Here is a 20,846-nt window from a genome sequence, read left to right on the forward strand (position 1 = left end):
TTGACAATACCGGCAGAGCCGATTAGGGATTAGACCGTGAATAAATCCCGAGCATACGCGACAACGTTCTGCGCCTAACCACCAATTTACACATCATGTGTTTACTTCTTACCGTTCATGACCTGTTGTGCGCCACTTCCCTGCTGCCGGCTCAACAGCTTCCATTGCACTCTCGTGCCCCTTTGTCTGTTGGACGGCATCACGCAGCCCCTCCCGGTCATCTGTAAAAATCATTGCTGACTCCCGAGCACGACTCACGCTGACGTAAAAAGCTTCCGCACTCGTGACGGCTGACTCTGCGGTTACATGGTAAATCACATGCTCAGCGGTCTTGCCTTGAGCACTATGAACTGTGGTGGCATATGAATGATCCCAATGTGTGCCAGTGCGAAGATCGAGAGTTTGCTCTTCACCCTGGATAGAGATGATGGCAGTCCTTGAGTCTGGATCAACCGAAAGTACTTGTGCGCTTTCTCCGTTTCGCCGCCCTAGATCTGAGAGATTCCGTGTCCATCGGATTTGATCCCCTTCTTGAATTTCCCGACCTTCCAGGCTGTATACCTCGACCTTCGCAACTCGATCAGGCTGCCATTGCACCACTCTCCCACCTGATTCCATCTTTAATTCGACCATGCCAGCAGATACATCAGCCTGGACTACTCGGCCATATTCGTGTGCCTCAACCCCTAAGCTGGGATAGGTTTTCTGGAACTTCACCATGTCACCAGCCTGATATTGGCCTGCATCACGACTTTGCGCCTTGGTGAAACTCTTTTGGACAAGCACCTCGGCATTGATTTTCTGGCCCCGAATTGTTCCCTCTTCTTTTAGCCCAGTTCGGATCAGCTGGTTGAGCTCTGCTCGATCTGCCCTCGTCCCGGTAAGTACAAGCGTACGCCCTCGTCCTTCCTCACCACGGGCAATATATTCACTCGCCACAGCTCCGAGCCTTTCCGCTCTATCCGCTAGTTCGACAACACGCCCGTTCTCTTCTAACCGTTCAAGAGCAACGCGGACCTGCCCTTCAGCTGCTAACTGCACCGTCTCTCTCAGATCCGAATTTGTCTGGCGAACAATGTCGCGCATCTCTACCGTGCTCATCCCCCGATCCACTAAAGTCGCATGAAACTGGCCCGCCTCAATTGAACTCAGCTGGGCACGATCGCCAACTAGGACCAATCTTGCCCCTTCATCCTGCACCTTCTGAATAAGATCCAACCCCTGACGCATGCCAATCAATGAGCTCTCATCAGCTATATAAATTGTTTTCTCATTTTCTGCGGATCGACCATGCCCCTCAGCGAGAAAACTCGCAACAGTCCGACTCTGAATGCCGGCTTCCTCCGCTAACGTATTCGCCGCCGATGCTGTGACTGCCAGCCCTCGGATAGTGATGCCGCGCTCGCCTGCCAGATCATGAATCTCCCGCATCACCGTTGTCTTACCAACACCAGCAAATCCTTCAATGCCAAGGATCTGATCGCGGCTCGTCATCACATGCACAACGGCATCCTGCTGTCCGGGCGTGAGGCTAGACCAGCGAGATACCGCCAATACCTCACCTTCCTTCAGGATCGGCTCTGAAACACCTTTCCCATTTTCCATGCGAGCGAGCACCTCATACTCTCGCTGAAGCGCTTCCAGAGTTGTGTACTGACTCTTTCCTACAAGGACCAACTCCCCCGTCTTCTCGAGCTCAGAGATGGCCTCCCGGACATACAGGAATGAGGTCTTCCCTACTTCCTGCTCTAAGGCATGCCGGATGATGTCCTTCCCTTCAATCACGGTTTGCCGTTCAGTCAGATGCTCAATGGCCCATTCACTCCCCTGCCTAGCTGACTCTCTCAACTCTACCGGTGAGAGCTCAACCGAGCCCGTACGCTCCACAGCCGTTAGCACCATACGCTCAAGGTCCAATCCATGAGCCTGCGCACGCTCCTGCCACTCCTGGGAGAGCTCCCTGTAGTCAACAACAGACTTTGCTTGCCGGGTCAGTAACGTCACACGTTCGGCGTCTTGCGGTCCGGAAAGACCACGTTCCTCCATTACCTGCTCGATCACCTGCCGGCGTTGACTGAACTCCTTGATCACCTCCTGGGAAACCCCGCGCACCTCCCACCTGCCATCGCTATGTGTGCGCTCAACTTCGTACCCGAGCTGCCTGGTCATCAACGCGAGCTCCGCATTCTGAATCGCCGATATGGTAGACCTGTGTTGGAATAGAAGGTCATTTGATAGGGCAACGATCTTGCCGTCCTGCCGCTGAGTCAGCCCAAACACCACCACATGTTCATGTGTGTGCGGATCATTCGCACGAGAAGTGTGATGCATCGCCCTGCCAATGAGCAGATTTCCCGTCGCTTCCTTGCTCACTTCTCCATCTTCCGTGATTCGAGCAGCAGCCGTGTATTCCTCCATGTACCGAATCGCAGGCGCTATAGAATCACTGAGAGCACCGTCTAGTCGTTTATCCCCTCCAACCTCATCGATAATTGAGAACGACTTGGGGGCTGAGTAGGTGAGGTCAATCCCACTACGGTGAGTCCCATCCGGCCCTCTGGCGATCCGTTGACCGTCAGGGAGTTGGCCATCGAATAGCTCGTAGAGCTGCTCATAATCAGTCGGCCCTTCGATATCCAGACGCTGGGCGAGCTTCCCGGACAATTCGAATGGTCCGTCCTGTTGCTGAGAGGGTTCTGAGTAATAACTAACCCGCTCGTCTCGAGCATGATAAGTGGCAGCGGCTTTGGCATTTTTGAGCAGCGTCATACTCATCATGCTGCACCTTCCTTTGGCAGGTTTCGATCCGGCATGAGCTCTTGCGCAAGGCCCGCGATCCCTCCCCCTTCACCTTTGATGCCACCCGAGCCAACAGGTTGCTCGTTCCAGGCAGCGGGAGGAAACACAAGATCAGGACGGAAGTTGTAGAGAGATTGATTACGATCTGTTCCTGGCCACACCTTTGCCAATTGCACCTGTGTGACAGGATGGTCCGCCATTTTGAGCAGACACGAGAACCGGGGCAGGTTCATGAGCTCACTCGCGAGAATGAGTGGCTCAATTCGGCTCACACGAGACAACCCTGTCGAGTCCCGCATGGCATGCGTTCCCATTGTCATAGTCGTGTTGGAGTCCTCGACCTGAGTCTTGCCTACCAAACGCTCAAGGTACTCAGCACTTGCCACTGATCCAGCCCTGAACAGAACCTTCGTTGCGCAACTCGCTATAAGGCGATCTCGATCATCTTGCTGGTACGCACTGAGCGAATTGATGCCTTGGATGGTCAGCCACACACTCGCGCCCTTCGACCTGCCTCGCTCGGTCAGGTCGATCAGACTCGAAAGGTACCCAAGCGACCCGGCCTCATCGAGCATGAAAAAGATCCGTCTATTTGGATTATCCGGCATTTCCAGGAGATGCATAGCGATGAAATCCACCGCCAGGGCCAGGAGAGGCGACAGCTGGGTTCGAACAGATGGTGGGTTGATGATCCAAATCCACCCGCTCCCTTGCTGCACCCACTCCCGGAATGAAAAGGCGCCGTCGGTTTGCCAACCTAAAGCCATGGCATATCTGGTCAGCGAAGCCAGGATACTTTTCGTCATGCCCCGATCTTCACCTCGCAGATGCCGCGCGGCATCAGCCGCCAGATCATGGGACTCGAGCAGGTCAGCGAGTTGATCGGGAGGTAGTCGCAGGGCTGCGATCAGATCTCTATTGGACGCCTTCCCCTGCATGCGCAACACGACCATCGTGGCATACAAGACTTGGCGTGCGGCAGCATTAAAGAATGTGTCCGTCCCCTTGCTGGCATCGTCTGGAATAAGACTCTGGCTTGCACTTATGGCATGCGTGATGGTGGGAATATCGTTGGCGAGGGTCCACGCGACACCAGCGCCCAAAGCCGGGCATAATACAACATCGCCCGGCCGCCACCATTTCACGGCAAGATCGAGCTTACTATCATGCACCACGGCACGTTCCCTCCTTCCCCTGATGCGTTCGAGCAGCTGGTGCACGAGCGTTGTCTTCCCGACACCTGGAGCGCCAATAACGACTCCGTGCTCTGACTCACGGCTCCGAGGGATAGAAATGGGCCCAATGGCCAAGTCTCCGTCACCCTCTTTTAGCGCAAGTGTCACCTTGAGCTTCCAAGGTGAAACACGTCGACTCCCACGACGCCAGGTTGTGGCCGTCATAGAGCTCGCTCGATACCGGTAAAATACAAATGCTGGGATCATCAATGCATACACCCATGATCCATCCTCCACACACTCGATCACCTGATCAGTTGTCTCCGTGAGCCACGCTCCAAGCCATTCCTTGAGCTTACGCGCGTCATACATCGCTCGCTCTTTCCCAGGAAGTTGCGCTGACACAACCAAGCCAGGGACAGGCAATCCACCAATGAACCAAGCCCATGCGTACACCGGCAGATATGAGAATGCTTCGGTGTGCACCTGACGTGCTTGAATCAGAAACCACGTGGTTGGCAGGTGAAAGAAGAGTCCCGTCATGGTGATCGTCATGACGACCATGCGGATCCACATACGCACTTTCGCACCCAGGCTATCAAATGCTTCACTTGCAGTGATGTTCATGATCCCACCTCTCGCTCCGCTACGATGCGTGCGGCTTTTGCTGCATTCGAATCACGAGCCTCAACCAGCTGCTTAATAAGATTTCTGGTTTCGTACAGCACGACTCTGTCCCTGCGATCCGACACGCTCGCCTGCATGGGTTCAAACAGCAGCCCGCGCTCAATGAGCAAACATAAGAAACTATTCGCAGATATGCCTCGCTGCCCAGCACGCTGACGCATCAAAGCATCTAATTTATGTTCGATAGAAATGCGGTATCGTCCCATCGTCATTCTCCTTCCTTGGCCGGGGATGCTGACCATCTAAAACCCTGGCAGTTATTGGGCTTCTAGCTCGCGCTGGCCTTGGCTCCTGCTCCTAGACTCAGGCCATCGTGGCCACGGCCACGCCCTGCGAGAGACTGAGCCGAAAGCCATTGCCTTCGGCCCAGATCCCGTCATGTCTTAGTGGCCAGCATCCCTCCGTTTACAAGCCCGTAAGGGCCTGTGTAGTGTGTGTATGCAAAAACGCTCTTTATCTATCTGTTAAGGGCGAAGAGCGCGTCACTACTCGATCCGCTCCTCTGATGCCTTATTACCCCGCGGACCAACCGATTTTTGGGTCAGCGCACGCGAGAGAATTCGCGAAGCCAGCTCGTTCCGAGAAATCCGGTCAGGCCCGCCGACTTCACGATGAAGTTGGTCCAATGCCGCCGCCTCCACCCCTCGAAGCAAGAACGTGCCACGAACGAATTTCTCACTCGATTTGTCTGACAACTGCTGCTTGATAACCTCCGCAAGTGCCCTTTTCATGTGATATGCCTTTCCGGAGCCCCACCCACTCGGGCAGGGCCCTTTTAGAATTCGAATTACCCTATGCAGTGACACTGTCCCAGACCTTGTTTTCACCACCATGTGGCGGAAGACTCCTCAGTTCCTCGGAAAGGAGGTCCACACTTCCGTTATGCCGCATGGGATGTCGGGCCCTGCCCATCGAGGTCGAGAAACTTGCGGACATCCGTGACCCGGTAGCGGATGGACCGCTTGTTCAGTTTCTGATATCGGAGAGACCCTCCGCGCAGACGCCAGGCCTGAAGAGTCCGAGTAGACAGACCGAGGTACTGTGCAACTTCCTTTTCGCTGAGCAACTGACTCTCCGGCAGCTTCGACAAGTCAGCCCCGGATTTGGTGCTCTGCAAATCCTCAAGAACCTTCTTCAAGATCATTTCAAGTCGTGCATAGAACTCTTCTGGATTCGAATACAACGGTGCCATAGCTCCTCCTTAAGCAGTCCTAGCGGACGGCTTTACGTTGTGATTAACGGAGTTATTGGAGAAACGCGACGAGTTAGAGGAGCTGAGGCGGCGGTCTAAGTGTGTGGTCAGATGTTAGAATGAAGAGCCGCAGCGAGGTATGTTCCTCGAAGGCTCGAACAGTGCGGTGATTCGTGGGGACAAGTAGGAAGCGATGAAGCGAAAGTAGATGAGAGAGCAGCAAACTAGCACGATCAAGCAAGCGCGCGAATGAAAAAAGAAGCGATTTGATCAGGTCTTCAACTGCGAAAGGATCTATCCGGTAGTGAGATCCCACATGATGAGACACTCTCTCATAGTCAGGAGTATTTGAACATGACAAGACTTTCCGGGCTACACGAGGGAAAGCGAATGCTGCTCCATACCCGATGATCAAAAAGCTGAGGAGTATAGCGGCATGTTCTAGTGGAGCCTTACAGGCATACCAAGCAACAAAGAGTGCGGACAAAAACAAATAACCAAGAACTGTACCACTGATCCGAAAGCTCTCCTTTTCAATTCTCGCACGTTTTCTTGGTCGACGAAAAGTCATGGTTCTACAAATAACGATGTTGCGCGACTTTTTCAAGACCCTGGTGGGCTCATAAATGCTTCTTCGCAAGAAAAGACGAGAATCGTAGAAATGTACTAAGGATAGGAGCGTCTGGGCATGAGATGAATCAGGACGCCACACAGATCAGTGGCTTGGCTGGGCCAATCAGTATACCGGCCATCCCGATCTATTTGTAAGCGGGTAAAAAAAGTAGTTCCACTCCAACGGTGGGATGTTTTCTCGCGAGGAAAGGGGTATTCTTCGGCGGGAGATTTGTACTTCCGAAGAGTGAGCCTTGCGCATTTCTGATACAGACGGAGTCTAGAATCTGTGGATGAACAGTTTGAAATCGCAGCCCCAGACCCATCGGCGCTAATCGAGGCCTTTAGAGGTCTCGGCTATAGCCTGTCGACTGCGATTGCAGACCTCATCGACAACAGCATCACGGCAAAAGCACGCACGATCGAGATCACCTTCCACTGGGCAGGGAAGGATTCACATATCTGCATTCTCGATGACGGGCACGGAATGTCAGAAAAAGTTCTCTTCGAAGCTATGCGCCCAGGCAGCAAGAGCCCCCTGGATACTCGTGCATCACACGATCTCGGGAGATTCGGGCTGGGACTCAAAACGGCTTCGTTTTCACAGTGTCGCGAGTTGTGTGTGGCATCCAAGGCTAAATGCGGTTCCCTGAGCTCCTATACGTGGAATCTCGATTATGTGTGCAAGCATAAAGAATGGAGACTTCTAAAGAGTCATACATCTTCTAGTAAGGTATACCTCGACCTACTTTCAAATCGACTGTCAGGGACTGCCGTAGTATGGAGTGCACTTGACCGGGTTGTTGGAGATACTTCTTCACAGGATACTGCAGCCCATTCCCGTTTCAACGACGCCATCGACCATGTCCGCCAGCATTTAGCCCTGACGTTTCACCGATTCCTGGAAGACCGTTCCCTGAAAATTTCCCTCAATAGTCAAGAAGTTGTGCCATGGAATCCGTTCATGGAAAGACACGACGCCACGTATTGTTCGCCGGAACAAGAGATTCCCATCGGCAGATCCTCAGTAAAGTTCAAGGGCTTTGTCCTGCCTCATAAAGACAAGATGAGCAAGCAGGAGTGGGAGGATAATGGCGGTCCAAGAGGATGGACTGGACATCAGGGGTTTTACGTTTACCGAAATAAGAGGCTCCTATTACAGGGGGACTGGCTGCGTCTGGGTCGACCAAATCCATGGACCAGAGAAGAGCAGTACAAGCTTGCAAGAATCCGCCTCGATATTAATAACGGTACTGACGGGGAATGGCACCTGGATGTAAAGAAATCAACTGCGAAACCTCCGGCAATTATTCGTGACACATTGACTGATCTGGCAGCAAGAATCAGAAGCGAAGCGAGGAAAGTTTATGTTCATCGTGGCCAGTACGGGCCTCGTCCTGGTTCAGCTGTCCAATTGGAACGTCCGTGGGTTTCTCGCCTTCGAAACGGAAACCGCGTGTATTCTATTAACCGTGAGAATCCATTGGTTGCCGGAGTGATCCAGCTATGCGGAACAGCAAAATCAGATGTTGAAACGCTACTTCGATATCTTGAGGAGACAGTTCCCGTACAGCAGATATGGCTCGACACCGCAGAGCAGGTTCAGGATCAGGCTGTTCCCTATGAAGGCGTCGATTACGCCGTCCTTCGGGCCGACATGCGCCGGATATTTGACATGCTGGTTAGTAGCGGTGCTAATCCTGAAACCACGCGCCAGAGGATTCGGGCAATGGAACCATTCAACCGTTATCCCGACCTGATCAAGGAACTTTGACCTCTTATGGATGATGAAAGTAAATTCAAGACCGCGCTGGGCATGTGTCAGATGTATCTTCGTCCACCAGCATCCGGCAGCTCAACCTTTCATACTCCTCTCGCAATCCAGCAGGCCGTCGAAGCAATTACCACCATGTCTATTTTTTCAGGGGTCGATGGAGCGCGTCTATCCGCTGAACTGGAAATGCGTCTCACGGTATACGCTCCGTTCCACCGGACTCTGGGCATGGATACCAATCATATGGCGTGGCTGCCGTCTAAACGTGGTCAGATTGAATGGCGATATTGGGATCGATACAGGCTATATCTCGAAGAGCGCTTACCGGATGCTGGCATACGAAGTCTAGAACGGGTCACTGATGACATTCTTGCGCGGTTAGAGGACCCGGCTCGCCCTGGAGACTGGGACCGTCGTGGTCTTGTCATGGGTCACGTACAATCCGGAAAGACAGCCAACTATTGTGGCCTGATCTGCAAAGCTGCCGATGCCGGGTACAAAGTCATCATTGTTCTATCAGGCATTCATAACAACTTGCGGTCTCAAACACAGATCCGGCTTGATGAAGGGTTTCTAGGATTTACGAGCGAGCCTCGTACCAGCGGAAGCCAGCAGATATTCCCCAGGGCTGGCGTAGGCTTACTCGACGGGACTATTCATGCCAATACTGGGACGAATCGCACTCAAACAGGGGATTTTAATACTACGGTCGCTAATCAATTCGGAATCAGCCCTGGCGGATTACCGCTGCTATTTGTTGTCAAGAAGAACGTCAGCGTGTTGAATAATATCTTCGGGTGGATCCAGTCCTATGCCGACGCCCGCGAATCCGAGACTGATCGACGCTTTGTGAGAAATGTTCCTGTTCTGGTTATCGATGATGAGGCTGATCTTGCTTCAGTCGACACCAGACAGCAGATGTTTGATGAGTATGGTAATCCGGACCTGGAACACGAACCGACGAAGATTAACAAGCTGATCCGCAAGATCCTCCAGTCGTTCGGCAAAGTGGCGTACGTTGGATATACAGCGACTCCATTCGCAAATATCTTTATTCACGACCGCGGGGTAACCCGTGAACTCGGGGCTGACCTTTTCCCTCGCAGCTTCATTGTGCATATTCCACCACCCTCTAACTATCTGTCTCCGGCACGAGTGTTCGGTATCAAAGGCGAGGAGGATACCGGATTGGAAGCAGTTGAGTCGCTGCCGCTTGTGAGGATCGTCAGCGATCATGCCAGATCAAACGCTATTGATGAACAGCATGGTTGGATGCCGCCGAAACTGATTGCCCGTACCGGCCACATTCCTCTCTTTAACGGAGAGCACCGCGTTCCGCCTTCGCTGATCGAGGCTATGATGGGGTTCATCCTCACAGTGGCCGTCCGCAGACTCCGGGAGCATGGGCCCCACCACAATTCCATGCTGATTCATGTGATCCGTTATACGGCGGTGCAAAATTTAGTGGCTGAACAGGTCCAACTTACACTCAGGGATATTGTGCAGCGGTTACGATACGGTGACGGTGGCCGTACCCCAACTATCCAAAATGAATTCAAGGATCTCTGGTTCAGAGATTTTGTCCCCACCAGTAAAGAATGTCACCGCATTGCTGGTAAGGACGCAGTTCCTCCGCTACACGAATGGGAGAAAGTCGCTCCACTATTACGGGAGGTTACGGACTCTATTCACGTAAAGACCATAAATGGCTCTGCCGGTGACGTTCTTGAATACGAAGAACACCGGGTGACAGGGCTGAACGCGATCGTGATCGGTGGCGATAAACTCTCGCGCGGATTAACGCTTGAAGGGTTGAGTGTTAGTTACTTTCTCCGTGCATCACAAATGTATGACACGCTGATGCAGATGGGACGTTGGTTTGGTTATCGCGACAAGTATCTTGACCTGTGCCGTCTTTACACCACAGGTGAGCTTCTTGGCTGGTTTACGCACATTGCCGCGGCAAGTGAGGAGTTACAGCGTGATTTCCAATACATGGCTCACGTCCATGGTACGCCGGAAGATTTTGGTCTGAAAGTTCGCTCGCACCCGGTCATGTTAGTTACCTCCGCTGTAAAGATGCGCCATGGCACTGAAATGACGCTATCCTTCTCGGGTGACATCAGTGAAACGATTTGCTTCTACAGGGATCCAGTCTGGATTGGGCGTAACTTTTCAGCTGTCGAAAACTGGTTGGCAGCACTGGCCGGCAGACCCACAAAGACCGAAAAGTCAAACGGCCATCTCTGGCACGATGTCGGGGCTAGGGAAATCCTTGACCTGATTTCCGCATACTCAACCCATGAAGGGGCGTATCGCGCCAACACCACTTTGCTAACCAGATACATCAAGGCGAAAGTTGAACAGAGTGAACTGCAGGACTGGAAAGTACTACTGTGTTCGTCCGGATTAAAAAAAGCACAACCCGCGATAATTGCAGGCCTGGACATTGGACTAATAGAGCGCGCCCCCTATCCAAAGGAACAGCGAACGGAGGACCCTCTCACAATTCGACAGTTAATGAGTCGCACAGATGAGCTTGTGGATTTGACTGATGAGCAGATAGAGGCAGCGAGGAAGTTGACCGTCGATAACTGGAAGGATGACCCTGATCGCAAGCCTGAAGATCCCCCGCCGAAAGACCCGGGACGACGAGAAGCAAGACAGTTCCGCCCAAAAACAAACGGTCTGCTTCTACTGTACCCTCTTAATCCATCTCAGTATGTTGGGCTCCCTCATCCCACGAAGCCGATAATCGGCCTGGCGATCAGCTTCCCGACAAGTGATAAGGCAGATCCGATCAGCTATACGGTCAACAACATCTATACTCTACGCGGCGGTGATGATGAGAGTTTCTGAAGTACTGTCGGAGGCGTGGGATACGGCATCTGGCGATGCAGGGGTAACACCGGGATACTATAGGCGGCGTATACAGCTTCCACTCGGTTTGGCGATATATGGGGGAGTGCTTGTTCCTGGAGGTATGCGCTGTCTTTCTGTGGAATTTGGCCTGACGTCTCTGCAGGGGTTGAATTTTAAGGATCAGACTCGGGGCTATCTAGTCGAGACCGAAGTGCAAAGCAGTGGGAAAGGCATCTTCGTTCATCTTCAGGAAACGCCTGCTGTTATGCCAAAGGATTTATTCAAGATCCTTTGTTCGGATATTCTTGAGCACATACTGTCCTCCAGAGCTACTGCCGACGTCGCGAAAACGTTGCACCGGCGACTGCAGCATTGGAAGAAGTTCTTCCAAAACCGCTCACCGGATGGTCTCTCACGTGATGAATACATCGGGCTATTTGGAGAACTCGAGTTTTTTGAAAAATGTCTTCAGCGTGGGGTCCCCCTCCAAGTTCTTTCGGACGCATGGCAGGGACCACTACAAACCAATCAGGATTTTCTATTTGGCAAAATCGCGGTAGAGGTTAAAGCTGTTACTGCAAATGATGCAGGCACAGTCAATATTGCAAATGCCCGTCAGTTGGATGATACAGGGCTGAGCGCCCTCTTTTTGTGTCATGTCGCTTACGATTTCCGCGAGGGTACTGGCCGTATTCTGACCTCCGTGATTCAGTCAGTAAGGCTCTTGCTTGCAAATGGGCCGGACGCCTTAGCGACGTTCGAGGACCGTTTATTGGCAGCAGGTTACATCGAGCCCGAGATATCACCCTTCGCCGGTTACGGATTCACCGAAAGACAACGATCCTACTTCAAGGTCCACAACGGTTTCCCTCGCATTCTGGAGTCAGATCTTGATCAGGGTGTCTCAGCTGTATGCTATACAGTGAATCTATCTAACTGTTCAGCATTTACAATCTCAGAAGCCGAACTGATGAGCGCAGTGTCTATTTAGGAACCTATGTCTAAAGAGTCTGATCTGATTAATTTTTCTCGCGAGCTGGAAAGCGACATCACCGATCACGCTAAACCGGACGGCGATCCTTCAAGTGCCAGTTTTCGAGAGTCTGCACTAACCGAGATCATCTCCGACGATCTCGCTGCTTGTGGAGTCCTGGAATCGCCCGTAGTCTGTCACTTTGAAGGTGGACATGGTGCAGGGTCTTTCAAGGTAGATGGCTACAGCGTGCCTGAGGAGGATTCACGACTCGACCTCTTCATCACTCATTACGCCAGGCCTTCCGATGAAGTCCAGACCATCAACGCATCACATATTGAAGCGTCATTCAACAAGTTAGAACGATACTTTGGTCGGGCAATTGCAGGCCATCACAGGAATCTGGAGCCGGGTCTAGAGCCCTACGGGATGACCGAGCGAATCCATGACCTGCGCAGTAAGTTCGATCGCGTAAACTTCCTGCTGTTCACGAATTCTCGCCTTGTTCAGAGGCGAGAAAAAGAGCGAAAGCAGGAAGTGAACGGTCTCGCAGCTACCTATGACGTCTGGGACCTAGAGCGATTCAGGCGGCTTCGCGAAAGCGGAATGAGTTATGAAACTCTTCAGGTAGATTTAAGATCCCTCAAGGCGGGAGGCCTGCCAGCGGTAAAAGTTGAGCAAGGAAACAATAAATCTCAAACCTGGGTCACTATTTTCCCAGGGTCGCTGTTGGCAGACCTTTACGATGAACATGGTGCGCGCCTTTTGGAATTGAACGTGCGCTCATATCTACAGGCCCGAGGAAAAGTGAACAAGGGAATACTTCAGACTCTCCGCGATAAGCCGGAATACTTCATGGCTTATAATAACGGCATTACTGTAGTGGCAGAGGACGTTGTAACAGGCACACTGCACGATGGAACGGATGGCATCCTTAGTCTGAAAGGGATGCAAATCGTCAATGGAGGCCAGACCACAGCTTCTATTCATAGGGCGGTGAAAGACTTTGGGGTCGATCTTTCTCGTGTTTCCGTGCAGGGGAAAATAACGGTTGTTGAGCCTTCACGGTTCCAAGAACTGGTTCCGTTCATATCCAGATACTCAAATACACAGAATAAAATCACCGAATCCGATTTGACTGCGAATCATCCATTCCATATCGGTATGGAACGTGTCTCCCGACGTGAATGGACACCTAATCAGCAGACCCGCTGGTTTTATGAGCGTGCTCGAGGCAGCTATCCAACAGCAAAGATGCGTGAAGGAACCACTGAGCTGAAGAGGCGTGAGTTTGAAAAACGTTATCCACCCGAACAACGCTTTAGCAAAGAAGACCTGGCCAAGTTCGAAAATGTTTGGAAGGGCCTACCGCATGTAGTGAGTCGGCATGCGCAGAAAAACTTTGTCTATTTCATGCATGAGCTTGGAGCTATCCGCGACGGCTGGGAGCCGACTGTTGAAGAATATCGGCGATATATCGCCAAGGGAATCCTGTATAAGGAAGTCCAGCGGATAGTCAAACGAAATGAAGCGATTACTGCTTGGCGCGTCAACGTAACCGCTTACACTGCAGCGTTGCTAGCGGATAAAACAGTTCGTCGCATTGACCTCGATCGCATTTGGCGTGAGCAAGGGCTCTCTCCGTCTCTCATGCAAACAATAGAAAGCTGGGCTCCTGCCGTCTTCAAACACCTCCCTTTTATCGGCCAGCGTGACGGCAAACATATTGAAGAGTCGTTCAAATCTCAAGCCTGCTGGGATTATATCCGTTCATTAGACTGGAATATCCCTCCCGCTCTTGATCGGGAGTTGATTTCCTCAACGGGTGCCAATGGTGATGGCGCGGCAGGACCAGACTCAATCAGTGGAGAGCGGTTAACCCCTCATGATCATAACAACATCGCTCTGTGTAAGGAGTTGAGTGCCGCACAATGGCTAACAATTTCTGCTTGGGGACAGAAGTCCGGGGAACTCAAAGAATGGCAGCGTGGTGTTGCATATACACTCGCCAGCTATGCTGCCGAAGGCTGGATCCGTTTGCCATCGGTAAAGCAGGCAAAACACGGCTCGGCTATGATCGAGAAGGCCCGTTCAGCCGGCATTCTTAATAGAGATGAATGAGTACCTTGGTCTAAAATGAATGCGCTTTAAAGACATCCACAATCGATTTTTCTGCTCACATACAGGAGCATATTCAATCTTGACAGCAAGAGAGTTTGCAGACTCGCAAGTTACGCTAACCGATGATGAATTTCAGTTAGCCAACTTATTTTTTGGCGGGCGGATTCACAGCGGGTCGGTCAGATTGGCCCCGGACGGTGCACTTAAAGAATTCCTGTTGTATCCGACTGGAAAACAGATCGGACTGAACCTCATTTATCCAAAGCCGGAGAGAGAGGAACTACGCTTGTACCTCTCGGAACGACGTGGATTCAAGCCGCGGCCAGGTGATATCTGGTTTCTGTTTGAGCGCGAAGCGGAACTATTTCTCGGCGCTATGCCGTCAAATGAGTGGAATCGTCACTTTGGGACGATTTCTAGCACACAGGCTTAGTTTGCAACCGATACATGCATGGAGAGATCAACTTCATTCTATGAGATGCCTAAGTGATTAGCCCTGTGCATGAATTCAGGAGTAAAGTTTTAATTCGTCAGGCCAAGCCCAAGGGCACCAAGGAGAAATATTCTGGAGTGATTGGGTACAAGGACGCACTGGATCTTATTATCGGTTCGACAGCGGTGGAGTCACTGCCCGAGGATGCCCGGACACAACTCGAAGCGATCGCCTCACACTGGATCCAATCGCCAGAGACAAGTCCGCTGATCCTCGGCAGGAAGGCGGGAGAGGATTGGCGGATGCTCCTGTCAATGAAGGCAGATTCTGGTCAGTTCAAAATCAAGCGAGGCAAGCGGAGCAAAGAGAGTTCTGAATGTAATTGGAGAATCGACTTCAGTAGTTTGCCTTTCCCTCCAGTCGATCGACCACGGTTTACCTTCATTGACTTGTTTGCCGGCATCGGCGGATTTCGCATCGCGTTGCAAAGTCTTGGCGGCAAGTGTGTTTTCTCCAGCGAGTGGGATCGCCATGCACAGCGAACTTATGAAAGAAATTTCGGAGAAATGCCGTTTGGCGATATTAGAGCTTTTACAGGCGATGATATTTCCAACAGGCAAATCGCCAAGTGGATACCCGATCATGATGTTCTGACTGCTGGATTCCCGTGCCAACCCTTCAGCAAGGCAGGGGTTTCAGCGAGAAAGTCGCTTGGCCTCAAGCATGGGTTCTCATGTGAGATTCAAGGAACTCTCTTTTTTGATCTGGTCCGGATTGCGAAGGCAAAAAGACCCAGGGTTTTACTTCTGGAGAACGTTAAGCACCTTCGGGGACACGACGAAGGACGTACTTTTCAAACGATTGAGAAAACCATCAGGGAAGATCTCGGATATTCTTTTTCGCCGCATATGCTGGATTCCTCCACGCTGGTCCCACAGCGGCGCCAGCGTTGCTACATAGTCTGCTTTCGTGACTCTGAAGAAACATTTTCATTCCCCCCCTTCACGGGCGCGCCAATGCCGCTGAGTTCAATTCTCTTAAAAAAAGACCCAGATGCCCGCTATACGATTTCCGATCGATTGTGGACAGGGCATCAGAACAGAACAGAGCGCAACCTTAATCGCGGAGCAGGATTTACAGCCTTTCTGGCTGACCTTAGCAGGCCTGCAAACACTTTAGTGGCCCGGTACTACAAAGACGGGAAAGAGTGTCTCGTGCCTCAGCCGGGAAGAAACCCAAGAAAACTAACTCCGAAGGAATGTGCCAGACTACAGGGGTTCCCTGAAGAATTCATCCCAAGCGATTCAGATAATCAAGCATACAGACAGTTTGGTAACTCTGTAGCCATTCCTGTGGTAAAAAGAGTTGCAGAAGAGATTATGAAGAAGTTGGAGATAAGTGAGTAAAGATGTGCAAGGCGACCTTGGGCTGCTAGACCTTTCATAAGAAAAATTCATCAGCAACTCTCCAGACGGTTCTCAGCATTCAGAAGCCGACTAAGTCTCGAAATAAGCTTTGCCGGTTTTTCAGTTTCGCATTCCCACACAATTATTACCCGCCAACCTAGATGCCGAATGGACCGATGTTTGATCCGGTCCCTGGCAGCATTGCCCAGTAGCTTGTTCTGCCAGAATATTGGCCGTGTTTTTGGCATGGTCGCATCTTTGCACCCCTTATGACAGTGCCAGAAACAGCCGTGTACGAAAACAACAGTCTTATATTTTGGCAGCACAATGTCTGGCTTTCCAGGCAAGTCTTTCCGGTGGAGACTAAAACGGTAACCCATTCGGTGCAGGATCGAACGAACTATCCGCTCAGGGCCTGTATTGGAGCCCTTAATCCGGCTCATGTTCCAGCTTCGTCGTTCAGAAGATAGTGTGTCCATATGTATGCTGCTATCAATCGGCTCAGCTTCAGACTATTTTCCTAGGGAGCGCCCCATAACCACCAACAAGCCTACTGCGGCCGCATAACTAAGACGACTATCATTTCCCAATAACGTTTCAGGCAGGAATTTGCAAGGGTAGGCCTATCGGTTGATAGCTTTATGTTTCATGCGTACAATGCTACCGATAGGATAAGCATAAGATCATGGCAAACCGCTCTCCGAATCTATCAGGAACACGGGTACTAATCCTTATTGAACCTCACGCGGGGGAGGAAGGTGTCTGTCTTGGCCCGGCAGATCCCGATGGATCATGGTTCGTGTCACCTGACTCAAGCAATGAGATCATCAGTCTGGAGTTCGAAAGAGACTTCGGGTTGTTAGTAGACCGTCCCCCACGCCCGTTGACTCACTAGATCAGGGATTACAGCGCGATCAGCAGAAGTTGGCAGGGCCATTTTCTAGCTGCTTGTGCTGTTCTCCAGGCAAAGAATGGGCCGAATGCGCTGGCTGCTTTGATCCTTGGAGGATCGCCACGTGTGTTGTCTTCTTCCCTCTTTTGTCGCTGCTCTTCTCGGGCACACCTGCACTCGCCGAACCCAGCTTCCACGACAAATAAGAGTCCGACTACAATATCTTCAACCCACTCAATCAGTACCGTACCGATAATCCGCTGAATCCAATCACCGCCTACGACCCGAAGAATCCATTTCATCCCATCAATTAGTACGATCCCAGGAATCCCACTTCACCCCATCAACGAATACAATCCGTCTATGCCATTCCAGCCACTGAACCCCTCGCGTTTTAAGCCTTTGGTGAGGCCAAATTATCCGAATTAATCAGCAATCGCTGAAGTCCCGGGAGTGTTACTCGGCCCACTGACCTCTTCCCCTTAACGACTCCGTTTTTCTTCTCACAGTGATTTTGCACCGTCAGCAGCATCTTATTGGCATTTTGTTCGAGCGCGGTTCTGACCGGGTCAAGATTCAACCGCGCATAGATTCTTGTCGTGCTGATGTTGCTGTGATTGAGAACTTTCCCAATTAACTGCAGGCTCTCCCCGCTTCCTGACAGCCATGATCCAACCGTTCGTCGCAAATCGTGCAATCTGACATCCAGTATCTTTGCTTTCGTCCGAATGCGGTTCCACGCCCTCTTAATATTCACTCTGTGAGAACCATTCTGACCCACGAAAACATATGGATTGCCCTCCTGCCTGGTCAGATTGCTCAAGACGGCCAACAGAGGGGTAGGCAGGGGCAGAACGTGGGGACGATCGGCTTTGGTCTGCGGAATGCGCCATTCCGCTCTTTCTAAGCTTACATCTTCCCATTTCATCGAGAGAACCTCCTCCCGCCTGGCTCCCGTGAACACATACGCCCAAAACGATGCACGGACATATTCATCGGATTCTTCCATGATGGCGGCAAATACTCCTGGGAGCTCATCCGGCTGAACGAATCGATCCCGCTCTCGTTCTTTGAAGAAATGAATTCTCGTCGCGGGATTCTCGCCATGGAACATTTCCCAGTCTTTGGCCAGGTTGAACATCTTGCGCAAAAGCGCCACTGCTCGATTCGCCCGATATGGTGCAGTCTCTCCGATTTTCGAGTGCAGAACGATTACATCATTTCTTGTGATGTCGGATAGCTTTCTCGTCTTCAACTCAATCAGACGGGATTGCAAAAGACTACGGTCATCACGACCTGATCGCTTGAACGGCAAATGCCGCTGTTCATAGAGCGCCGTCAGGTCAGCAAACGTCGGTTCTTTGATTCTATCTTGTCTCGTTTGTGCGGGATCTTCTCCTTGTGCAATCGCGCCAATATGGCCCTCTGCAATTTTACGAGCCTGCTCAACCGTCAGAGGGCCAAAGGGACCGATCGTGATTCGTCTGACCCTCCCTTTGACGCGTCGCTCCAACACAAAAGTCTTCGCTCCCTTGGTCACTCGGAGGGCAAATCCACGAAGCACTGAGTCTCGGACAAAGATTTGCCCTGATGTGGGAAGCGGGGTGTCATCAATAATTCGTTTGGTGAGTTTTTGCATGGACCGAACCTCCAGTGACCTCACTCCTTGATTCCAAACTTTGTAATCAGCGGGCCACGGTGTAGACGCTGTGTAGACAGGAAAGAGCGAAATGTCAGGGCCTAGACCGTACTCAGGAATGGGAAACTAATCGTAACTCGTTGAACTGTCAAGGAGTGGAGTAAATGAAAGTACCTGATGGTAATAACTGACGCTGACTCTTAATCAGCGGGCCGTAGGTTCGACCCCTACACGGCCCACCAAACCTCACTTCGTGTGCGCCGCGCGCTCTTTATCGTTTTATCGTATCTATCGCGCGCGGATAAACCCCTCCAGCAGATTTCATACCTCACGTCTCGTGTGAATGCGCTAAAGATTTTGTGAGTCTAAGCAACCGACACGGCCGGCACGTGTCGTGGCTGGAGCATCATCCTGATGCCACCTTTCGGCCGCAGAGTGACCATGAGTTGTGGCTCGACGTGTTCTTGAGCCAGGTGCAGATCATAGCGGCGGCCGATCAAGGCTAATAGAAGTGGCCCTTCCACTGACGCGAAATGGATTCCCACGCAGGCGCGAGGTCCTGCGCCGAAGGGGAGATAGGCATAACGGGAACTGAGCCGCTCGCCATCCAACCATCGCTCCGGCAGAAATTGGTCGGGGTCTCGCCAAAAGGCCGGGTGTCTGTGCAGATTGTAGGTGCCGACCAAAACGAGCGCGCCTTCCGACAAGGGTAACCCACCAACCGTCGTGTTGGTCGCGGCCTTGCGCTGGACTGCCGGGGCCGGTGGATACAGGCGGAGCGATTCATCGAATAGGGCCCGAGTATACGGAAGGTGCTGAAGGTCGTCGGCGGTTGGCGTTCTTCCCTGGAGCACCCGGTCCACTTCTTCATGAAACCGTGCCTTCGCCTCGGGGTGAGTGGCGAGCAGATACCAGGTCCAGGCCAGCGCGTTCGCGGTGGTCTCGTGACCTGCAGCAAAGATCGTCAGGGCTTCGTCGCGCAACTCCCGATCGGTCAGTCCTTCGCCGGTCTCTTCATCGCGGGCTTGAAGCAGCAGATCGAGAAGGTCTCCATGGGTTGCTCCGGTGCGACGCCGCTCGACGAGCAGTCCATACATCAGCCCGTCCATGAACTGCATGACCGAACGAAATTCGCGGTTGCGGGCGGTGGGTACCCATGTGGGTAGACGCAGTGGGTTGTGAAACGAGTCGAACGCATACTTCAGGCTCACGCGCAGCGCATGACTGATCTGATCGATGTGTTGCGCCATGCTGGTGGTGAACATTGTCTGCGAGATCACTTCAAGGGCGAGCTGCATCATCTCGGCGGCGATGTCTATCGTTCGTCCCGCATGGTTTTCCCAAGCGGTAATCCGCTGCTCGCCCACCTGGGCCATGCGATCGGCCATCGCGGCCATGCGAGAGCGATGAAAAACCGGTTGGATGATGCGCCGATGTCGCTTCCAAACCTCGCCCGAACTGGTCACCAATCCATTGCCCAAAACCAGCGCAAGGCCCTGTGGTCGCTGAGGGTCATACACTTTCACGAAGCGGTCGGCTTGCTGGACGAGAATTTCTTCGGCGAGATCCGGGTGACTGAACAGATGGAGTGTCTTCGGGCCGAGGCGAAAGCGCAGCGCATCGCCGTGCCGGCGCCACCAGACTGAGAGCATCTCTAGCGGCTGCTTCTTGAACGAACCCAGGTGGCCGAGAAGCGGTACCGCGCCGGGCACATCGACAAGCGTGAAGGAGGGAACCGAGTCCGGCATGAGAGGACGGACCGTATCACACTAGGGCAGGGGCATCAAATGCGGTGGGGCTAATCTTGGCTACGGATTATGTGAGCTCAAGTGGCTCATATCAGATCTCAGAGTAGTACGCATCAGCTCTCCAGCCTCTGAAGCTCAGTTAGAGTCTTGGCGATGTGATCGCGCACTTGGTCGGGATTCCAACTTGAGGCGATGCTTCCAGACATCGACACCCCAATTCCGTCGCTGCTCTTGAGAAAACGAGCCCAACCCAACTCACGAAGGAGGACTACCACGCTCTCCACATGCGCTCGAGTGAAATACGAAGTGATGTCAGCGTCGAGCCGTTCATTGTTTGGCTTGAACAGGTCGTTCTCAGATACGCTGGCAACCGTCCGGATCAGGAAGTGACCACTTCGGATTGAACGGAATACTATCCTGCCTGAACGGGTCATGCATGCGTCCAGCTCTGGCGGCGGGGCGGGTCGCTGAATGGTTACGGATAGAGTTGTCAGGTTTGAATATGTCGCACGAACTCTGACCGGCAAACCCCT

General features: G+C 52.3%; 15 protein-coding genes. 6 read left to right on the top strand and 9 right to left on the bottom strand.

The window, feature by feature from the left end; genetic code table 11:
- Positions 1-108: 108 nt before the first annotated feature.
- The 5 genes from mobF to COMA2_RS06780 form a co-directional block, all read right to left on the bottom strand.
- A complete protein-coding gene (gene mobF / locus COMA2_RS06760; RefSeq protein ID WP_090895805.1) occupies positions 109-2,778 on the bottom strand; it encodes a MobF family relaxase in 2,670 nt (889 codons plus the stop codon).
- The gene (locus COMA2_RS06765) at positions 2,775-4,601 is read right to left on the bottom strand and encodes a type IV secretion system DNA-binding domain-containing protein (protein WP_090895807.1); all 1,827 of its coding nucleotides are present in this window, start codon (positions 4,599-4,601) and stop codon (positions 2,775-2,777) included. The genes mobF and COMA2_RS06765 overlap by 4 nt, the downstream gene beginning before the upstream one ends.
- Positions 4,598-4,867 (bottom strand): hypothetical protein, encoded by a 270-nt coding sequence (locus COMA2_RS06770; protein ID WP_090895809.1) that lies wholly within the window; start codon positions 4,865-4,867, stop codon positions 4,598-4,600. Before COMA2_RS06770 ends, COMA2_RS06765 begins: the two co-directional genes overlap by 4 nt.
- Before the next feature lie 279 nt (positions 4,868-5,146).
- Complete coding sequence (locus COMA2_RS06775) at positions 5,147-5,392, bottom strand: hypothetical protein (protein WP_090895810.1); 246 nt, start codon at positions 5,390-5,392, stop codon at positions 5,147-5,149.
- A gap of 149 nt (positions 5,393-5,541) precedes the next feature.
- On the bottom strand, positions 5,542-5,853 hold the full coding sequence (locus tag COMA2_RS06780; RefSeq protein WP_090895811.1) for a helix-turn-helix transcriptional regulator: 312 nt from the start codon (positions 5,851-5,853) through the stop codon (positions 5,542-5,544).
- Between the two features lie 901 nt (positions 5,854-6,754).
- On the opposite strand from COMA2_RS06780, the gene COMA2_RS06785 reads away from it, so the two are divergent.
- The 6 genes from COMA2_RS06785 to dcm are packed head-to-tail and all read left to right on the top strand — an operon-like array spanning position 6,755 to position 16,034.
- Positions 6,755-8,239: an ATP-binding protein gene (locus COMA2_RS06785; RefSeq protein ID WP_090895813.1), complete on the top strand. Its 1,485-nt coding sequence runs from the start codon at positions 6,755-6,757 to the stop codon at positions 8,237-8,239.
- A gap of 6 nt (positions 8,240-8,245) precedes the next feature.
- Positions 8,246-11,098 carry a Z1 domain-containing protein gene (locus COMA2_RS06790; RefSeq protein ID WP_090895815.1) on the top strand — a complete coding sequence of 951 codons (2,853 nt, stop codon included), beginning with the start codon at positions 8,246-8,248 and terminating at the stop codon, positions 11,096-11,098.
- Positions 11,085-12,092 (top strand): PD-(D/E)XK motif protein, encoded by a 1,008-nt coding sequence (locus tag COMA2_RS06795; RefSeq protein WP_245630917.1) that lies wholly within the window; start codon positions 11,085-11,087, stop codon positions 12,090-12,092. The genes COMA2_RS06790 and COMA2_RS06795 overlap by 14 nt, the downstream gene beginning before the upstream one ends.
- Positions 12,093-12,098: 6 nt before the next feature.
- Positions 12,099-14,195, top strand: coding sequence for an AIPR family protein (locus COMA2_RS06800; protein ID WP_090895818.1), 2,097 nt, complete (start codon positions 12,099-12,101; stop codon positions 14,193-14,195).
- 19 nt (positions 14,196-14,214) lie between these two features.
- Positions 14,215-14,628: a hypothetical protein gene (locus COMA2_RS06805; protein ID WP_090895820.1), complete on the top strand. Its 414-nt coding sequence runs from the start codon at positions 14,215-14,217 to the stop codon at positions 14,626-14,628.
- 53 nt (positions 14,629-14,681) lie between these two features.
- Positions 14,682-16,034 carry a DNA (cytosine-5-)-methyltransferase gene (gene dcm, locus COMA2_RS06810; protein ID WP_217490656.1) on the top strand — a complete coding sequence of 451 codons (1,353 nt, stop codon included), beginning with the start codon at positions 14,682-14,684 and terminating at the stop codon, positions 16,032-16,034.
- A gap of 50 nt (positions 16,035-16,084) precedes the next feature.
- Here the strand turns inward: dcm and COMA2_RS21060 are convergent, their stop codons facing one another.
- From COMA2_RS21060 to COMA2_RS06830, 4 genes are all read right to left on the bottom strand, one after another.
- Positions 16,085-16,513 carry a DNA mismatch endonuclease Vsr gene (locus tag COMA2_RS21060; protein ID WP_090895822.1) on the bottom strand — a complete coding sequence of 143 codons (429 nt, stop codon included), beginning with the start codon at positions 16,511-16,513 and terminating at the stop codon, positions 16,085-16,087.
- Between the two features lie 424 nt (positions 16,514-16,937).
- Positions 16,938-17,228 (bottom strand): hypothetical protein, encoded by a 291-nt coding sequence (locus COMA2_RS06820; RefSeq protein WP_090895823.1) that lies wholly within the window; start codon positions 17,226-17,228, stop codon positions 16,938-16,940.
- Positions 17,229-17,320: 92 nt separating this feature from the next.
- The gene (locus COMA2_RS06825; RefSeq protein ID WP_090895825.1) at positions 17,321-18,565 is read right to left on the bottom strand and encodes a tyrosine-type recombinase/integrase; all 1,245 of its coding nucleotides are present in this window, start codon (positions 18,563-18,565) and stop codon (positions 17,321-17,323) included.
- 365 nt (positions 18,566-18,930) lie between these two features.
- A complete protein-coding gene (locus COMA2_RS06830) occupies positions 18,931-20,313 on the bottom strand; it encodes a cytochrome P450 (RefSeq protein ID WP_090895828.1) in 1,383 nt (460 codons plus the stop codon).
- Positions 20,314-20,846: the final 533 nt, after the last annotated feature.

This window comes from Candidatus Nitrospira nitrificans, from assembly GCF_001458775.1.
Taxonomy (GTDB): Bacteria; Nitrospirota; Nitrospiria; order Nitrospirales; family Nitrospiraceae; genus Nitrospira_D; species Nitrospira_D nitrificans.

Excerpts from the sequence above, each read along its gene's own strand:
- mobF (WP_090895805.1), bottom strand. The coding sequence starts at position 2,778 with ATGATGAGTATGACGCTGCTCAAAAATGCCAAAGCCGCTGCCACTTAT.
- COMA2_RS06765 (WP_090895807.1), bottom strand. The coding sequence starts at position 4,601 with ATGAACATCACTGCAAGTGAAGCATTTGATAGCCTGGGTGCGAAAGTG.
- COMA2_RS06770 (WP_090895809.1), bottom strand. The coding sequence starts at position 4,867 with ATGGGACGATACCGCATTTCTATCGAACATAAATTAGATGCTTTGATG.
- COMA2_RS06775 (WP_090895810.1), bottom strand. The coding sequence starts at position 5,392 with ATGAAAAGGGCACTTGCGGAGGTTATCAAGCAGCAGTTGTCAGACAAA.
- COMA2_RS06780 (WP_090895811.1), bottom strand. The coding sequence starts at position 5,853 with ATGGCACCGTTGTATTCGAATCCAGAAGAGTTCTATGCACGACTTGAA.
- COMA2_RS06790 (WP_090895815.1), top strand. The coding sequence starts at position 8,246 with ATGGATGATGAAAGTAAATTCAAGACCGCGCTGGGCATGTGTCAGATG.
- COMA2_RS06795 (WP_245630917.1), top strand. The coding sequence starts at position 11,085 with ATGAGAGTTTCTGAAGTACTGTCGGAGGCGTGGGATACGGCATCTGGC.
- COMA2_RS06800 (WP_090895818.1), top strand. The coding sequence starts at position 12,099 with ATGTCTAAAGAGTCTGATCTGATTAATTTTTCTCGCGAGCTGGAAAGC.
- COMA2_RS06805 (WP_090895820.1), top strand. The coding sequence starts at position 14,215 with ATGCGCTTTAAAGACATCCACAATCGATTTTTCTGCTCACATACAGGA.
- COMA2_RS21060 (WP_090895822.1), bottom strand. The coding sequence starts at position 16,513 with ATGGACACACTATCTTCTGAACGACGAAGCTGGAACATGAGCCGGATT.
- COMA2_RS06820 (WP_090895823.1), bottom strand. The coding sequence starts at position 17,228 with ATGAAATGGATTCTTCGGGTCGTAGGCGGTGATTGGATTCAGCGGATT.
- COMA2_RS06825 (WP_090895825.1), bottom strand. The coding sequence starts at position 18,565 with ATGCAAAAACTCACCAAACGAATTATTGATGACACCCCGCTTCCCACA.
- COMA2_RS06830 (WP_090895828.1), bottom strand. The coding sequence starts at position 20,313 with ATGCCGGACTCGGTTCCCTCCTTCACGCTTGTCGATGTGCCCGGCGCG.